Raw genomic sequence first — 16,104 nt, forward strand, 5'->3', positions numbered from 1 at the left:
GGTTGGAGCCTACTTCGCAGATCTTCCGCAATTCGGCGAATGGCTTTTGCCGTCCGTGCAATCCGCGCTATCCGTCTCGTCCTGGTTCGTTCGGATTGCTGGAGAAAAGTGCGATTTTGTTGCCTTGTGGATCGCGAAGGTAGCCAACATAGAATTGAGGTCCATACGAGTCGCGAAAACCCGGTTGGCCCTCGTCAAAACCACCTGCGGCAAGCGCGGCGGCGTGAAGGTCACGAACCTGCTTTTGATTGCGCGCTTCGAATGCGACCATAGAACCGTTGCCAGCCGAGGCAGGACGTCCATCGAAGGTTGGTTTAACGTAGAAGTCAGGCAGAACGGGAGACTGTCCTGGCTGTATGGGCAGTGCGTAGCTTAGTCCCGCAGACCCCTCCTCAAGTTCATACCCAAGGGCTGGCAGGAACGCGGAATAAAACCGTTTTGCGCGCACGATGTTATCCGCACCGACTGTGATGTAGGCAATCATGCTTCGTTTTCCTTTCCGGAAGTTTGGTCATTCAAACGAGATTACTGCATTGTTGTAAGTCAAACCAGAATTCGGCTTAATATACGACCCCGTATCGATTCCCAAAGCCGACATTGCAACACTTGCAGCTAAAGCTGACTCTGCCCAGCATAGCCGTCATTTATTAGCCTACATCCCCCAACCACCCCTGATACCGCACCAGCACCCCGACAAAAGGCAGGCTGACCGTCACGTCAAACGTCGCACGCCCGTCCGCATCCACCCCTTCGAACGCATCGCTTTTCGGGGTCAGGACCTTTGGCCAAGGCACCCCGAACAGCCGGGCGCGGCGCACCGGATAGCCGAGCCTTTGGTCCTGCACCGTGAACGGGATTTCAAACCGGAACGGGCCGAAACGCTCCCACATCGCCCCTTCCCCTGCCCGCGTCATAACCGAGCGAAACCGCTTGCCGCCAAAATCCCGCAGCCAGTGTTCCGCATCCCCCTTGCGGTGCATGGTTACCGTCACCGGCACCCCGTCGCCCGCCGGCGGGAACCCGACAATCCGGCAGATCAGGCGCGACAGCATCCCGCGCCCGCGCGTGATCCGCGCCTGCCCCTGCCAGCGCCGGATATGCAGCACTTCATGCAATGCCTGAACCTTGGGCGGCAAGGCATTGAACTGTTTGCCCAGCACTTGCGAAAACAGCGGCACCACCGGTGTTTCTGCCCGCCCGAACGCCACCTGCAAATCTGCCATTTCGGATTCCACTTCACCCAGCGAGAATTCCGCCAGACAGGCCCGCGCGCCCGCTTTGGCCTTGCCCGCCAGCAGCCGTTTGCACATCACCCGCGCCGCCACTGCAGGGATGTGCGGGCCGTCGCCCGCCTCGGCTATCAGTGTCCAGTCGCGCCGCACCGCGCGCCCGTCACTCAGGCGCCCGACAACCCGCACCCGCATCCCGCCGCGGTCCGATCCGAACGGCTCTAACCGATCCGCCACCCATTTCAGCACGCCCGCCAAAGGTTCGGCGGACCGCATCAGCCGCAACCGCGCCAGCCAGCCGACCGCCGCTAGACCCCAATGCATCACCCACAGATCCAGCCCCGCCCGAAACTCGACCGAACGGGCGTTGAAAAATTCGGGAAACAGCGCCAGATCAGGCGCCCCGATCAGGCTGGAGCGGCGGTGGCGCACCGGTGCAATGCCGTCAATTTCCAACACCTCGCCCCGCCCTTCGGACCAACCAAGCGGTGTTTCATAGGCCCCGCCGCGCCAGACGCGCATCGGTCTGCCAACCTGCGCCAGAATTGCCCGCATCACCGACAGGCCGCGCGGGGCGCGGTTGCCGGGCAGGATTACACTTTCGATCAGGTGGATATCGTCCATCCCGTCCGTCAATGCCACCACTGCCGCTGACGAAATCGCCGGAACGCTGGACACGCCTGACAGCGCCGTCACGCCCGCCGCCTGTGCCGTGCCTTCCAGCGCGGCAATCCCTGCTGTGAAATCCGCATCATCCGACAGGTCCAGATAATGTGCACCACAGGAAATCGCCGCCCGGGCCACGCGATACGGATCACCCCCGTATCCCTGAAACGGCCCTGCCGCATCGACAACCAGAAAAGGGGCCTGGGCGGCGATATCCACCGCCAGATTGGGCGATCCCGTATCCAGCACCAATGCCCGCCCGCCGTGATGGTCGCAAAACGCCTGTGCCCGTTGCAAATCCCGCCCCGCAACCACCACATCCAGCCGCGTATCCCACGCCAAAGCCTGCGCCAGCTTGCCGCCAAACACGCCATATCCGCCGATGATCAGAATGGTTTCAGTCGACAATCCGGCCCCGCAGTTCATCGCTTGGCAAAACACATTTGCGCCGCCCGAACAGATAACGGTTGCGCGCAATCCGGTCATAGAGCCAATCCGAAAGCGGTTGCGGAATATAACCAAGCACAGCAAACAACCGCCACGGCCAACCGATGGCCCGAACGGCGGCCGCAAAAGCCGCCATTTTCACATGCGCCACCCCGTCGACAATCACGATATTGGTTTCCATCAAGTCAGGATCCAGCCCGTAACGGTGATAAAGCACCCGCCCCTTTTCCGATTGCGCCGTGACAAACCGAAATCGCGCCTTGCGATCATTACGCGCCATAAACCGCGCAAAACCGGAACAGAAAATACAGGTTCCGTCAAAAACAATCAGATCGATATCTAGGTCGGTCATCATTACCTCGCACACACAACAGGCGTTAAACCTTTATCCCATTTTCGACCATGAAGAAAGTGGACCAATAAACATGCTGTTCAAAACACATACCCGAACCGCGCAATATCCCCCGCGCAGATCTCGGCCAGCACCTCGGCATCGGCATCGCTGTAATAACGGCGATAATCGGCATGACGACTGGACCTGTTCACAACCGGTATCTGCCCCAGCGAAAACCCCAGATGCTCTTCTAGCGGGGTCAGATCCTGCTGCAGATGCTCCAGCCGGATAAACAGATCGCAGTGTTCCATCCCCGCCCGATCGTACATAAACTGACGATAGGACCCTGTGCGCACCGTCATTTTCGTATGCTCGTCATTCAGAAATCCGCTGAAATCCAGACCGCGCGCCAGCCCCACCGACGGGTGGGCAAACGTCTGTTCCCGTAGCCAATGGTACAAGCTGACCATCCTGTCCCACGGGTTGCGCACCAGTGTGAAAGTATAATATTCCTCGATCTGATCCTGTGTCACCAGCCCGTATATATCCACCAGCCGTGAATGTTTCCACACTAGCCCGCTGCTTTGCACCCCCTTCAAACGGTGGCGGCGCTGCATGGCCTTGGGGGTGTCGCCAATCAGGATGTCGTCCTTCTTTGCCCGCCCTTCCAGCGCCAGCGACAAAGCTGTGCCGCCGGTTTTCGGGATATGGACAAAGATGTATTTACGCCCGTGCGAAATGATCATGCGATATGGTTACCCGATCAGGCTATTTTGCATAGCGGAAAAATGAACTGCGCAGGCGGAAATCCTTTGCAATTTGCGCCCGCAACCGCATTATTCACGGATCAGATCGTAACGGGAGGGAAAATGATGGGCTGGCTTGCTGACGAAACCGGACTGGACAAATGCGCGGCGAATTTCGTGCCGTTGACCCCGCTATCCCACCTGCGCCGCGCGGCACGCGTTTACCCCAATCACGAAGCCCTGGTTTACAGCGATATCCGCCTGACCTACCGGCAGTATCATGACCGGATCAGCCGCGCGGCCTCGGCCCTGACCGACATGGGTCTGCAATCGGGCGATGTGGTCGCCACCCTGCTGCCCAACATCCCCGCACAGGCCGAAGCGCATTTCGCCATTCCCGCCACTGGCGCCATTCTGAACACCATCAACATCCGGCTGGATGTGGATACGGTGGCCTATATTTTCAGCCACGGTGGCGCGAAATTCGTGCTGGTCGACACCGCCTTCCTGCCACTGGCCGAAGCGGCGGTCGAGGCGATGGAAGGGGCCGGCCCCACCATAATCGAGGTGGCCGACCCGCAGGCAGGCCACCCCGCCAGTGGCCGCCATCCGGAATACGAGGACATGCTGGCCAAGGGCGACCCCGCGTTTGACTGGGTGATGCCGCAGGACGAATGGGAAAGCATCGCGCTGAACTACACTTCCGGCACCACCGGACGGCCCAAGGGCGTGGTCTACCACCACCGCGGTGCCTATCTGCAGACGATGGGCATGGTGATCAGCTGGCAGATGGTGCTGCACCCGCGCTACCTTGCCATTGTGCCGCTGTTCCATTGCAACGGCTGGTGCCACACCTGGATGATGCCTGTGATCGGCGGCACGGTGGTCTGCCTGCGCGATGTCACGGCGCAGGCGATTTACCATGCGGTCAGTGTTGAGAAGGTCACCCATTTCGGCGGCGCGCCGATTGTGCTGAACATGATCGTCAATGCACCGGACAACGAACGCCTGCCGTTTGATCACCGCGTCAGCGTGCTGACCGCCGGCGCACCGCCCGCCCCCGCCATCCTGAAGAAAATCGAGGCCTGCGGCTTTGACGTGATGCATGTGTACGGGCTGCCCGAAACCTATGGCCACGTCACCGAATGCTACTGGAACGAAGCCGAATGGGGTGCCCTGCCCGAGGACGACAAGATCGCCATCAAGGCCCGTCAGGGCGTGGCCAGCCCGATGATGGATGACGTCACGGTGATGGATGAAAACATGGGTCAAATCCCGATGGACGGGGTAACGCAGGGCGAAATCATGCTGCGCGGCAATGCGGTGATGAAGGGGTATCTGAAGAACCCGCAAGCCACGACCGAAGCCTTTGCCGGTGGCTATTTCCATTCAGGCGACATCGCGGTGCAGCACCCCGACACCTATTTCCAGATTTCCGACCGCGCCAAGGACATCATCATATCCGGTGGCGAGAATATCTCCTCGGTCGAGGTCGAGGGCACCATCATGCATCACGACGCGGTCAGCCTGTGCGCCGTGGTCGCCAAACCCGACAACAAATGGGGCGAGGTGCCTTGTGCCTTTGTCGAGTTGAAAGAGGGCGCATCGGCCAGTGAGGAAGAAATCATCAAATTCGTGCGCAGCCATCTGGCCGGTTTCAAAACCCCCAAACAGGTGGTGTTCATGGACCTGCCCAAAACCGCCACGGGCAAGATCCAGAAATTCGAATTACGCGAAATGGCAAAGCAACTGTAGGGCGGGGTTCACCCCGCCACCGTCTTTCAACGCAAACGATGGGGGTAAAACCCCACCCTGCCTATATCCACACCCTGCATTGGCAAACCGCCTCTCTTTGCGCTATCATACCCGCAATTCAAAACGAGGCACCCGAGCAGGCCCACACATAGTATGACCGCATTGTCCAAATACGAGCGGCTGGAAACAACCGGCCTGTGGCGTGAAACCCCCGATGCCCAACGGCGCGAGGTGGTGGTTTCCTTTGGCAACGCCACCATCGTTCTGTCCGATATGAACAACACCGCATTGGCGCATTGGTCCCTGCACGCAATCCACCGGCTGAACCCCAAACAGCGCCCCGCGATCTATAGTCCGGACGAGGACGACATCACCGAAACGCTGGAAATCGAAGACGACACCATGATCGGTGCGATCGAGGAAATCTGCGCCGAAATCGAACGCCACCGCCCCCACCCCAAACGTCTGCGCTGGTGGCTGTTGGCGGGGTCTTTTGCTATGGTTGCCGCGCTGGTTATATTCTGGCTGCCCGGTGCCCTGCTGCGCCAGACCCTTTCGGTTGTACCCGAGGTGAAGCGCTATGAAATCGGCCAAACCCTGGCCACTAAGATCAAACGCATCGCGGGCCAGCCCTGTAGCAGCCCCAACGGCAACCGCGCGCTGGCGGCGCTCGAGGAACGGTTGTCAAATGATCGGGCGATCAAACTGATTGTCCTGCCGGCCGGCGTGGCCAAGGCAACCCATCTGCCGGGCGGGTTCATCCTGTTGAACCGCGCACTGGTCGAGGATTACGAGGAACCCGATGTGCCCGCCGGCTATATTCTGGCCGAACAATTGCGCGCCGGTGTGACCGACCCGATGGAACCCCTACTGCGCAGCGCCGGTGTGCGGGCCACGTTCGGGCTGCTGACAACGGGTGAAATATCGGACACTGTGATGGGCAGCTATGCGGAAAAATTGCTGACAACACCGCAAACCCCGCTGGACACACAGGCATTGCTGGCCGAATTCCAGTCTGCCAGCTTGCGATCGTCACCCTATGCCTATGCCGAAGATCCCACGGGGGAAACTACGATAGAATTGATCGAAGCCGACCCCTTTATCACCACAGCGCCCACCCCCGTCCTGTCGGACGGTGAATGGGTTGCCTTGCAGAATATCTGTAGCGAATAGGCCTATTTGGTGCCGAACATCCGGTCGCCAGCATCGCCCAGGCCAGGCACGATATAGCCCTGCTCGTTCAACTTTTCGTCCACAGCAGCTGTGACAATCGGCACATCGGGGTGCGCCTCTTTCATCCGCGCAATGCCTTCGGGGGCGGCCAGCAGGCACAGGAAGCGGATGTTGGTGGCGCCCGCCTCTTTCAGCAGATCAATCGCCGCGACCGAGGAATTGCCAGTGGCCAGCATCGGGTCCACCGCGATCACCAGACGTTCATCCAGCTCGGTCGGCACCTTGAAATAATACTGCACCGGTTGCAGGGTTTCTTCGTCACGATAGAGGCCGACAAAACCAACGCGAGCAGATGGGATCAGGTCGTGCACCCCATCCAGCAGCCCGTTGCCAGCGCGCAGGATCGAAATCAGCGCCAGTTTCTTGCCCGCCAGAACCGGCGCGTCCATTTCCTGAATCGGGGTTTCGATCCGCTTGGTGGTCATTTCCAGATTGCGTGTCACCTCATAGGCCAACAGCACGCTGATTTCCCGCAAAAGCTGGCGAAACACCGCAGTCGAGGTGGTTTTTTCCCGCATTAACGACAGTTTATGCAGAACGAGGGGGTGGGAAACGACGGTCAGATGTTCACTCATGGCTTACTCCAATTTTTCCAGCAGCGTCTTGCGTGTGGCTTCATCGCAAAAGGCGGCGTTGGCGGCAGTTATGGTGATCTCTTTGAACACATCTTCGCCCCAAGCGAAAGCCCGCGCAAGGTTGTTATATTCGTCATTCATCGTTGTGTGGAAAAAGGGCGGATCGTCGGTGGATACCGTCACCTTTACGCCAGCATCACGCAGACGGGCAATCGGGTGTTCCTGCCAACTGGGAAATAACCCCAGCGCAATGTTGGAGCCGGGGCAAACCTCGAGCACCACGTCGCGTTTTACCAGTTCTTCGACCACCGACATATCTTCGATCGCGCGCACCCCGTGGCCGATGCGGGAAACCCCCAGATCACGGATCGCGCTGCGCACGGATTGGGCACCGCCAAATTCGCCGGCATGGGCGGTCAGGTGCATTCCGGCCTCGCGGGCCATGTCATAAGCATAGGCAAAATCGGAAAACTTGCCCGCGCCCTCATCCCCTGCAATACCGAAACCCACCACCCAATCGCCAAAAGTTTCCACCGCACAACGTGCGACTTTTTTGGCTTTGGACACCTCGAAATGCCGGATCGGCGTGACGATGCCCTTAAGCACAATCCCGTGGGCATTTTCCGCGATGTTACTGGCATCCTGCATCGCATGGACATATTCCTTCCACGCACCTAGGTCGCCGCCACCGCAAAAATCCGGCGAGACAAAGGTTTCGGTATAAATCACCCCGTTTGCGGCGGATTTTTCCAGCACGGCCAGCGTCAAGCGGTGATAATCCTCGGGCGTTTGCAACACGGCGGTTGCGGCCTCGTAAACCTTCAGGAAATGCAGGAAGTTATCAAAGGCATAGTTGCCCTCGTCATCGAAAACCCCGCTCAGGTCGATATGCTTTTCCTGCGCCAACCGCCGGATAAATTCCGGCGGGGCTGCGCCCTCAAGGTGAGTGTGCAGTTCGATTTTCGGCAATGTATTCAAATTCATAGAAAGCTTTTTCCTGTTCCTTGTGTCGGCACGCCCAGATGATCGGCAACACTGGCCCCCACATCGACAAACCCGCGCAACCCGATTTCCTTGTTTCCCAATCCATAGCCAATCACCGGCACCCGTTCGCGGGTATGATCGCCGCCAACCCATGTGGGATCATTGCCGTGATCTGCGGTGAAAATCACCAAATCATCCTTGCCCAGTCTGGCAAAGAATTCCGGCAGGCAGGAATCAAACCATTCCAGCGCACTTGCATAGCCGGACACATTGCGCCGGTGGCCAAACAGGCTGTCAAACTCCACAAAATTGGCAAATGTGAACGAGCCGTCTACGGCCTCATCCGCCAGATCCAGCAGATGCCCCATCAGATCCTTGTCCGCCCCTTTACGCACCTCGTCAATGCCGCGCCGCGAGAAGATGTCGCCGATTTTGCCGATGGCATAAACATGCCGCCCCGCATCCTGCACCCAGTCGCACAGGGTGGGCGATGGCGGCTCCATCGCGTAATCGTGGCGGTTGGTGGTGCGGGTAAATCCCTGTTCCTTACTGCCGACAAAGGGGCGCGCAATCACCCGCCCGACATTCATGTCGTGCAGCACGGGGGCCAGTTCCTCGCACATGTCATAGAGGTGTTGCAGCCCGAAGGTTTCCTCGTGCGCCGCAATCTGGAACACGCTGTCGGCCGAGGTATAGCAGATCGGCCAGCCGGTGCGCATGTGTTCCTCGCCCAACTCGTCAATGATCGCGGTGCCCGAGGCATGACAATTGCCCAATATTCCGTCCGTCCCCGCCGCCTTGGCCGCGGCTTGGGTCAGATCGTCAGGAAAGGCGGGTTTTGTGTCGGGGAAATAGGTCCAGTCCCACGGCACCGGCACGCCCGCCAGTTCCCAATGGCCCGAGGGCGTGTCCTTGCCCATCGAGACCTCGCTGGCCGCGCCCCACAAGCCGGTCGGCTTGGCCATCAACCCCGGCGCCTCGTCACCCGAGGCCAGCTTGACCGCCGCCCCCAACCCCAGCGCCGCCAGATTGGGCATATGCAGCGGCCCGCTGCGCCCCTCTTCGGCCTTGCCGTCCGCACAGGCCTGCGCGATGTGGGCCAGCGTGTTGGCGCCGGTATCCGGCACATCGCCGTTGAAAAACTTGTCCGCGTCCTGTGCGCCGCCACAGCCGACGCTGTCCATTACCACCAGAAATGCCCGTGCCATACTACGCGATCCTTTCATGTATCAGGGGGTTCGGCGTGACTTCGCCCTCGCCCACGGTAATTGCCGCCCGCACGGTCTGTGCAGCCCGTTCGGCGGCATCCGGATTGGCCGCATGGATGATGGCCAGCGGGGTGTATTCATCCACCACCTCGCCCAGACGCACCACGCGGGACAGGCCGACCGAGGGGTCAATTTTGGCCCCGTCCACCAGTCGCCCGCCGCCCAGATGCACCACGGCCAGCCCCAAAGCCTCGCCATCAATCTCCAAAACACGGCCCTTTTGCACCGCGAACACATCGCGCACCACGGGGGCCGATGGCAGACGGTCACGCCAGTTGTCGATGAAATCACTTGGCCCGCCCTGCGCGGCAATCATCGCGCCGAATATTTCCGCCGCGCGGCCATTCACCAGAACCTCGCGGATCATCGCATCCCCCGCTTCACGGTCCGTTGCCAGCCCGGCCAGCATCAGAACCTCGCCGCCCAGCGCCACCGTGACCTGTGCCATCGGCGTTTCCGCGTGACCCACGGTTAGCAGGTCCATTGCCTCCATCACTTCCAGCGCATTGCCCAAAGACGCCGCCAGCGGCTGGTTCATGTCGGTGATCAGGGCGCTGGTATTGCACCCTGCCCCGTTCGCGGTTTTCACCAGCGACTGCGCCAAGGCCCGCGCGTCATCGGCTGTTTTCATAAATGCCCCGCTGCCGACCTTCACATCCAGCACCAGATTTTCCAGCCCCGCCGCCAGCTTTTTCGACAGGATCGAGGCAGTGATCAGATCAATGCTCTCGACCGTTCCGGTCACATCGCGCACCGCATACAGCCGCTTGTCCGCCGGTGCAATCCGACCCGAAGCACTGACAATCGCACAGCCCACATCGCCAACGATCTTGCGCATTTCAGCAACCGAGATATCGGTTTGATACCCCGGTATCGCCTCGAGTTTATCCAGCGTGCCGCCGGTGTGGCCCAGACCCCGCCCCGAGATCATCGGCACATAGGCCCCGCAAGCCGCCAGTGCAGGCGCCAGCGGCAAGGACACCGTATCGCCCACCCCGCCGGTCGAATGTTTATCCACCACGGGGCCGGGCATGTCCCATTGCAACACATCACCACTATCGCGCATCGCCAGGGTCAGTATCACCTTTTCCGGCTCGCTCAACCCGTTCAGCAAAGCGCCCATCGCAAAGGCCCCTGCCTGTGCATCCGTCACATCGCCATTGGCCAAGCCATTGGCAAACCATGTGATTTCCTCGTCGCTCAGGTGCTTCTTGTCACGCAGATGCGTTAGAACCGTGCGGGCATCCATCAGCTTTCCCCTTCCATATGTTCCTGCGTAAAGGCACCGGGCAGCAATTCAGCCAACGTCATTTCAGACGTGTTTCCGGCAAGCGTGGTCATGGTCACCTTCACATCAGGCGCCCCGAATTCCGCCAGCTTCTGACGGCAACCGCCACAGGGCGACACCGGCAAGGGGCTGTCGGCGATCACCAATGCTTCAACTAGCCCGGTTTCCCCCGCCGCCACCATCGCGGCAATCGCACCTGCCTCGGCGCAGGTGCCTTCGGGGTAGGCCACGTTTTCGACGTTACAGCCGACATAGATCTTGCCCGAAGCCGCACGGATTGCCGCCCCCACCTTGAAATTGGAATAGGGGGCATGGGCGTTTTTGCGCACGGCAATGGCCGCTGTTAGCAATGACATGGGATATCCTTCACGTTTCGCCGGATTTTGCGCCCGACAGCGACGGGATGCAAGGGCCCTCGATGCACTATTTACCCAACACGCTGGCCCATGCATTTTCGGCCACTTGTCGCGCATCCCTTTCAACCAGATCGCCATGCGCCAGAATGATCCGTTTGAAATCCCAGGCCAATATTCGCCTTAGCGATGCTTTGGCGGCGGCTTTGTCCTTCCAGCCCATCCGGTATTCCGGCGCGGGCAAGGCTTTGTTCCACATGCGAAACAGCCCCTTCCACCACAGTTTCAAAACCCAGTTTACCCGTGGCGTGGCGTCGGTAATGTTCTCAATCAGGTCCACAAGGATCAGGGTTTGGCTGGCCCGATGGAAAAACGCCACCTCCCACATCCAGCGGCTGCCCCGCACCGGCACCTGATCCAGTTCATCCGCCCAGTCCTGCGGGGCCTCGTCCCCCAACAACGCATCATAACGCAGATCAGGGCGCTTTTTCTCTATCCCGGGGCAGATATAGGTCTTGGCATCAGGAAAGGTCTCCTGCGCCGAGGGCACATGCAAATAGTGGAAATTGCTTGGGCCAATGATAAAAGCCACCTCGCCCAGTGCTTTGATCTCTTGCGCCATTTCGGGTGTGATTTCGCAAGGCGAATGCAACAACAGCCGCCCGTCCCTTAACCGGATCACCGTCATGCGGGCATCCAGTTTGGCGGCGAAATACTTTACACCATAGCTGCACAACCAGATCATACCCGGGACATATTCCTCTAAAACCGGCGCCATTGCCTTTCTCCTGTTGTTATCTCCACTGTGGGCATCGACAGAAAAATTTGCAAGCGCACGGCTGGATGGCTATTCAGGGCTGGTAATTTGCACAGAATAAAACTAGTTTAACGTTAAACTTGTTTTCTCGACAAAAGGATCCTCACCGTGACAGACACCCAGAAAACCCGCTTGCGTCAGGATGCACTGGACTATCACGAGCACCCCAAACCCGGCAAACTGGAAATCCGCGCAACCAAGCCGATGGCCAATGGGCAGGATCTGGCGCTGGCCTATTCCCCTGGCGTGGCCGAGGCCTGTCTGGACATCAAGGCCGATCCCGCCACCGCCAACCGCTTTACCGCCAAGGGAAATCTGGTGGCCGTGGTCACCAATGGCACCGCCGTTCTGGGGCTGGGCAACATCGGGGCGCTGGCCAGCAAGCCGGTGATGGAAGGCAAGGCGGTTCTGTTCAAGAAATTTGCAAATATCGACTGTTTCGACATCGAGGTGAATGAATCTGATCCCGAACGACTGGCCGATATTGTTTGCGCATTGGAACCCACGTTCGGTGCGATCAACCTTGAGGACATCAAGGCGCCGGACTGTTTCATCGTCGAGAAAATCTGCCGCGAGCGGATGAATATTCCGGTGTTCCACGATGACCAGCACGGCACCGCGATTGTGGTCGGGGCTGCGGCCACAAATGCGCTGCATGTCACCGGCAAGAAATTCGAGGATATCAAGGTTGTCTCGACCGGCGGTGGCGCGGCGGGGATTGCCTGCCTGAACATGCTGCTGAAACTTGGCGTAAAACGCGAAAACGTCTGGCTGTGCGATATTGCCGGGCTGGTCTACAAGGGCCGGACCAAGGAAATGACGCCGCAAAAAGAAAGCTATGCACAGGATAGCGATCTGCGCACGCTGGATCAGGTGATCGACGGCGCTGATCTGTTCCTTGGCCTGTCCGGCGGGGGTGTTTTGAAACCGGAAATGGTGGCAAAAATGGCCGACAAGCCGATTGTTTTTGCCTTGGCCAACCCGACGCCCGAGATCATGCCAAACGAGGTGCGCAGTGTTGCACCGGATGCGATCATCGCCACCGGCCGGTCGGATTTCCCCAATCAGGTCAACAATGTGCTGTGTTTCCCGTTCATCTTTCGCGGTGCACTGGACGCGGGCGCAACCGAAATCAACGACGAAATGCAACTGGCCTGCATCAAAGGCATCGCTGCCCTTGCCCGTGCCACCACCTCTGCCGAGGCCGCCGAGGCCTATAAGGGCGAGCAGATGACATTCGGCCCCGACTACCTGATCCCCAAACCGTTCGATCCACGCCTGATGGGGGTGGTGGCCAGCGCTGTGGTGCAGGCGGCCACCGAAACCGGCGTGGCGACCAAACCTGTCACCGATCTTGAGGCCTATAAGGAAAAACTCGACAGTTCGGTCTTCAAATCAGCGCTGATCATGCGCCCCGTGTTCGAGGCCGCCCGCACCGCCACCCGCCGCATCGTTTTTGCCGAAGGCGAAGACGAACGCGTGCTGCGCGCCGCCCGCGCCATGCTGGATGAAACCACCGACAAGCCGATCCTGATCGGTCGCCCCGAAGTGATCGAATACCGCTGCAAAGAAGCCGGATTGCAGATGGAGGCGGGCAAAGATTTCGAACTGGTCAACCCGCAGGACGACCCCCGCTATCGCGATTACTGGGGCAGCTACCATCAACTGATGGCACGGCGCGGAATAACACCCGATCTGGCCAAGGCGATTATGCGCACCAACACAACCGCGATTGGCGCCATCATGGTGCATCGTGGAGATGCCGAAAGCCTGATTTGCGGCACCTTCGGGCAATACCTGTGGCACCTGAAATATGTGAACGAAATTCTGGGCACGGACGGGCTGCACCCGATTGGCGCACTGTCGCTGATGATCCTCGAGGATGGGCCACTGTTCATTGCCGACACCCATGTAAACCCCGAACCCACGCCACAGCAGATAGCAGAAACGGTCATTGCTGCCGCCCGCCATGTGCGCCGCTTCGGGATAGCGCCGAAAATCGCGCTGTGTTCCTATTCGCAATTCGGAAACCTGAACTGCGATACCGGTATGCGGATGCGCGGGGCGCTGGATATTCTGGGGTGCGAGCCACGTGATTTCGAATACGAGGGCGAGATGCACATCGATGCCGCCCTTGACCCCGAATTGCGCGCCCGCATATTCCCCGATGCGCGGTTCGAGGGTGCTGCGAATGTGCTGATCTTTGCCAATACCGATGCGGCCTCGGGTGTGCGCAATATCCTGAAGGTGCGCGGCATGGGGCTTGAGGTCGGACCGACGTTGATGGGCATGGGCAACCGCGCCCATATTGTCACCCCGTCGATCACCGCGCGCGGCTTGCTGAACATGTCGGCGCTGGCGGGGACGCCGGTGGCGCAATACGGATAATTTGCTAATTTGCAATTCGCTGGTCAGCATTTCCCATAGCTTTGCTAATTTACCAAAAGATGCTTTGCGCAAGCGCTGCCAGCCTCTATCATACCGCCCATCAATGGGAGGAATGACATGACATACGCCGAGGTTTACAACAGCTGGAAATCCGACCCCGAGGCTTTCTGGATGAAGGCCGCGGAAAACATCAGCTGGTATAAACCGCCCTCCAAGGCACTGTTCGATGAAAAGGCGCCGGTTTACGAATGGTTCGCCGATGCGCAGGTCAATACCTGCTACAACGCCGTTGACCGTCACGTCGAAGCCGGCCACGGAAATCGCACCGCCATCATCTATGACAGCCCCGTCACCGACACCAAACACAAGATTTCCTACGCCGAATTGCAAACCCGCGTGGCCAGCCTTGCCGGTGCGCTGCGGGCCAAAGGCGTGGAAAAAGGCGACCGCGTGATCATTTATATGCCGATGGTCCCCGAAGCGATCGAGGCGATGTTGGCCTGCGGGCGGCTGGGCGCAATCCATTCGGTGGTGTTCGGCGGGTTTGCGGCCAACGAACTGGCCGTGCGGATTGACGATGCCAAACCCAAGGCAATTATTGCAGCATCCTGCGGGATCGAGCCGAACCGCGTGATCCACTATAAACCCCTGTTGGACGAAGCAATTGAACTGGCCACCCACAAACCCGATTTCTGCGTCATCTTCCAGCGCGAACAAGAGGTCGCAGAGCTGATCGAGGGCCGCGACTATAGCTGGCATGGTTTCCAGTACGGGGTCGAGCCTGCCGAATGTGTGCCGGTCGCGGGTAACCATCCCAGCTATATCCTATATACCTCCGGCACCACGGGCCAGCCCAAAGGCGTGATCCGCCACACCGCCGGTCAACTGGTGGCGCTGGACTGGACCATGAAGGCGATTTACAACATCGATGCGGGTGATGTGTTCTGGGCGGCGTCTGATGTCGGCTGGGTAGTCGGGCACAGCTATATCGCCTATGGCCAGTTGATCCACGGGGCCACCACGATTGTATTCGAGGGCAAACCGGTGGGCACGCCCGATGCTGGCACCTTCTGGCGGATCATTTCGGAATATGGCGTCAAAGCGCTGTTCACCGCCCCCACCGCATTCCGCGCCATCAAACGCGAGGATCCCGATGGCGAATTGTTAAAAAAATATGACCTGTCGAAATTTGAAACGCTGTTTCTGGCAGGTGAACGCGCCGATCCCGACACCATCACATGGGCGCAAGACCAGTTGGGCAAGCCGGTGATCGACCATTGGTGGCAAACCGAAACCGGCTGGGCGATTGCCGCCAACCCGATGGGGATCGAACCCTTGCCGGTGAAACTGGGCAGCCCTTCGGTGGCGATGCCCGGTTATGATGTGCAAATTCTGGACGAGGCAGGTAACGAAATGCCCGCAGGCGAAATGGGCGCAATTGCAATCAAACTGCCGCTGCCGCCGGGCACATTGCCAACCCTTTGGAACGCCGAAGAGCGGTTCATCTCGGCCTATCTGGAAACCTTCCCCGGTTATTACGAAACCGGCGATGCGGGATATAAGGACGGGGATGGTTATCTTTACATCATGGCCCGCACCGATGACGTGATCAACGTCGCGGGGCACCGCCTGTCAACCGGCGCGATGGAGGAAGTACTGGCCAGCCACCCCGATGTGGCCGAATGTGCGGTGATCGGGGTAACGGACAAGCTGAAGGGGCAACTGCCGCTTGGGTTCTTGTGTCTGAACGCAGGGTGCGAGCGGGGGCACGCGGACATCGCAAAGGATGTGGTTAAACTTGTGCGAGAAAAGATCGGCCCCGTTGCGGCTTTCAAACTGGCCGTTGTGGTAGACCGTCTGCCCAAGACCCGTTCTGGCAAAATCCTGCGGGCAACCATGGTGAAAATCGCCGACGGGCAGGATTTCAAAGTGCCCGCCACCATTGACGATCCCGCCATACTGGATGAAATCAGGGATGCACTGGGCACTTTGGGCTATCCTGGACAAAGCTGACACCGGCA

Annotated in this window: 14 protein-coding genes; 4 read left to right on the plus strand and 10 right to left on the minus strand. The window is 59.3% G+C overall.

Annotation, left to right across the window (positions count from 1 at the left end):
* Nucleotides 1-67: 67 nt before the first annotated feature.
* From ACQY4M_RS09090 to ACQY4M_RS09105, 4 genes are all read right to left on the minus strand, one after another.
* Nucleotides 68-484, minus strand: coding sequence for a VOC family protein (locus tag ACQY4M_RS09090; RefSeq protein ID WP_428543320.1), 417 nt, complete (start codon nucleotides 482-484; stop codon nucleotides 68-70).
* Between the two features lie 163 nt (nucleotides 485-647).
* On the minus strand, nucleotides 648-2,381 hold the full coding sequence (locus tag ACQY4M_RS09095) for a DUF4166 domain-containing protein (protein WP_428543322.1): 1,734 nt from the start codon (nucleotides 2,379-2,381) through the stop codon (nucleotides 648-650).
* Nucleotides 2,293-2,694 carry a thiol-disulfide oxidoreductase DCC family protein gene (locus ACQY4M_RS09100; protein WP_428543324.1) on the minus strand — a complete coding sequence of 134 codons (402 nt, stop codon included), beginning with the start codon at nucleotides 2,692-2,694 and terminating at the stop codon, nucleotides 2,293-2,295. Before ACQY4M_RS09100 ends, ACQY4M_RS09095 begins: the two co-directional genes overlap by 89 nt.
* A gap of 80 nt (nucleotides 2,695-2,774) precedes the next feature.
* Complete coding sequence (locus ACQY4M_RS09105) at nucleotides 2,775-3,422, minus strand: sulfotransferase family 2 domain-containing protein (RefSeq protein WP_428543326.1); 648 nt, start codon at nucleotides 3,420-3,422, stop codon at nucleotides 2,775-2,777.
* Between the two features lie 126 nt (nucleotides 3,423-3,548).
* Here ACQY4M_RS09105 and ACQY4M_RS09110 point away from each other — a divergent pair, with 126 nt between their 5' ends.
* Both ACQY4M_RS09110 and ACQY4M_RS09115 read left to right on the plus strand, forming a co-directional pair.
* Nucleotides 3,549-5,177 (plus strand): AMP-binding protein, encoded by a 1,629-nt coding sequence (locus ACQY4M_RS09110; RefSeq protein WP_428544467.1) that lies wholly within the window; start codon nucleotides 3,549-3,551, stop codon nucleotides 5,175-5,177.
* A gap of 153 nt (nucleotides 5,178-5,330) precedes the next feature.
* Complete coding sequence (locus ACQY4M_RS09115) at nucleotides 5,331-6,350, plus strand: hypothetical protein (RefSeq protein ID WP_428543328.1); 1,020 nt, start codon at nucleotides 5,331-5,333, stop codon at nucleotides 6,348-6,350.
* Between the two features lie 2 nt (nucleotides 6,351-6,352).
* On the opposite strand, the gene upp is transcribed toward ACQY4M_RS09115, so the two are convergent.
* From upp to ACQY4M_RS09145, 6 genes are all read right to left on the minus strand, one after another.
* Nucleotides 6,353-6,985 carry a uracil phosphoribosyltransferase gene (gene upp, locus ACQY4M_RS09120; RefSeq protein WP_428543330.1) on the minus strand — a complete coding sequence of 211 codons (633 nt, stop codon included), beginning with the start codon at nucleotides 6,983-6,985 and terminating at the stop codon, nucleotides 6,353-6,355.
* A 3-nt stretch (nucleotides 6,986-6,988) separates the two neighbouring features.
* The gene (locus tag ACQY4M_RS09125) at nucleotides 6,989-7,969 is read right to left on the minus strand and encodes an adenosine deaminase (RefSeq protein ID WP_428543332.1); all 981 of its coding nucleotides are present in this window, start codon (nucleotides 7,967-7,969) and stop codon (nucleotides 6,989-6,991) included.
* On the minus strand, nucleotides 7,966-9,177 hold the full coding sequence (locus ACQY4M_RS09130) for a phosphopentomutase (protein WP_428543334.1): 1,212 nt from the start codon (nucleotides 9,175-9,177) through the stop codon (nucleotides 7,966-7,968). Before ACQY4M_RS09130 ends, ACQY4M_RS09125 begins: the two co-directional genes overlap by 4 nt.
* 1 nt (nucleotide 9,178) lies before the next feature.
* On the minus strand, nucleotides 9,179-10,486 hold the full coding sequence (locus ACQY4M_RS09135) for a thymidine phosphorylase (protein WP_428543336.1): 1,308 nt from the start codon (nucleotides 10,484-10,486) through the stop codon (nucleotides 9,179-9,181).
* Entirely contained in the window at nucleotides 10,486-10,881 is a 396-nt protein-coding gene (locus ACQY4M_RS09140) for a cytidine deaminase (protein ID WP_428543338.1), read from the minus strand. The genes ACQY4M_RS09135 and ACQY4M_RS09140 overlap by 1 nt, the downstream gene beginning before the upstream one ends.
* A 67-nt stretch (nucleotides 10,882-10,948) precedes the next feature.
* Nucleotides 10,949-11,656 carry a DUF4336 domain-containing protein gene (locus tag ACQY4M_RS09145; RefSeq protein ID WP_428543340.1) on the minus strand — a complete coding sequence of 236 codons (708 nt, stop codon included), beginning with the start codon at nucleotides 11,654-11,656 and terminating at the stop codon, nucleotides 10,949-10,951.
* Between the two features lie 147 nt (nucleotides 11,657-11,803).
* Between ACQY4M_RS09145 and ACQY4M_RS09150 the strand changes: the two genes are divergently transcribed.
* The gene (locus tag ACQY4M_RS09150) at nucleotides 11,804-14,083 is read left to right on the plus strand and encodes an NADP-dependent malic enzyme (protein WP_428543342.1); all 2,280 of its coding nucleotides are present in this window, start codon (nucleotides 11,804-11,806) and stop codon (nucleotides 14,081-14,083) included.
* 117 nt (nucleotides 14,084-14,200) lie between these two features.
* A complete protein-coding gene (locus ACQY4M_RS09155) occupies nucleotides 14,201-16,096 on the plus strand; it encodes a propionyl-CoA synthetase (protein ID WP_428543344.1) in 1,896 nt (631 codons plus the stop codon).
* The last annotated feature ends 8 nt before the right edge of the window (nucleotides 16,097-16,104 follow it).

Source organism: Profundibacter sp. (assembly GCF_965277155.1).
Taxonomy (GTDB): domain Bacteria; phylum Pseudomonadota; class Alphaproteobacteria; order Rhodobacterales; family Rhodobacteraceae; genus Profundibacter.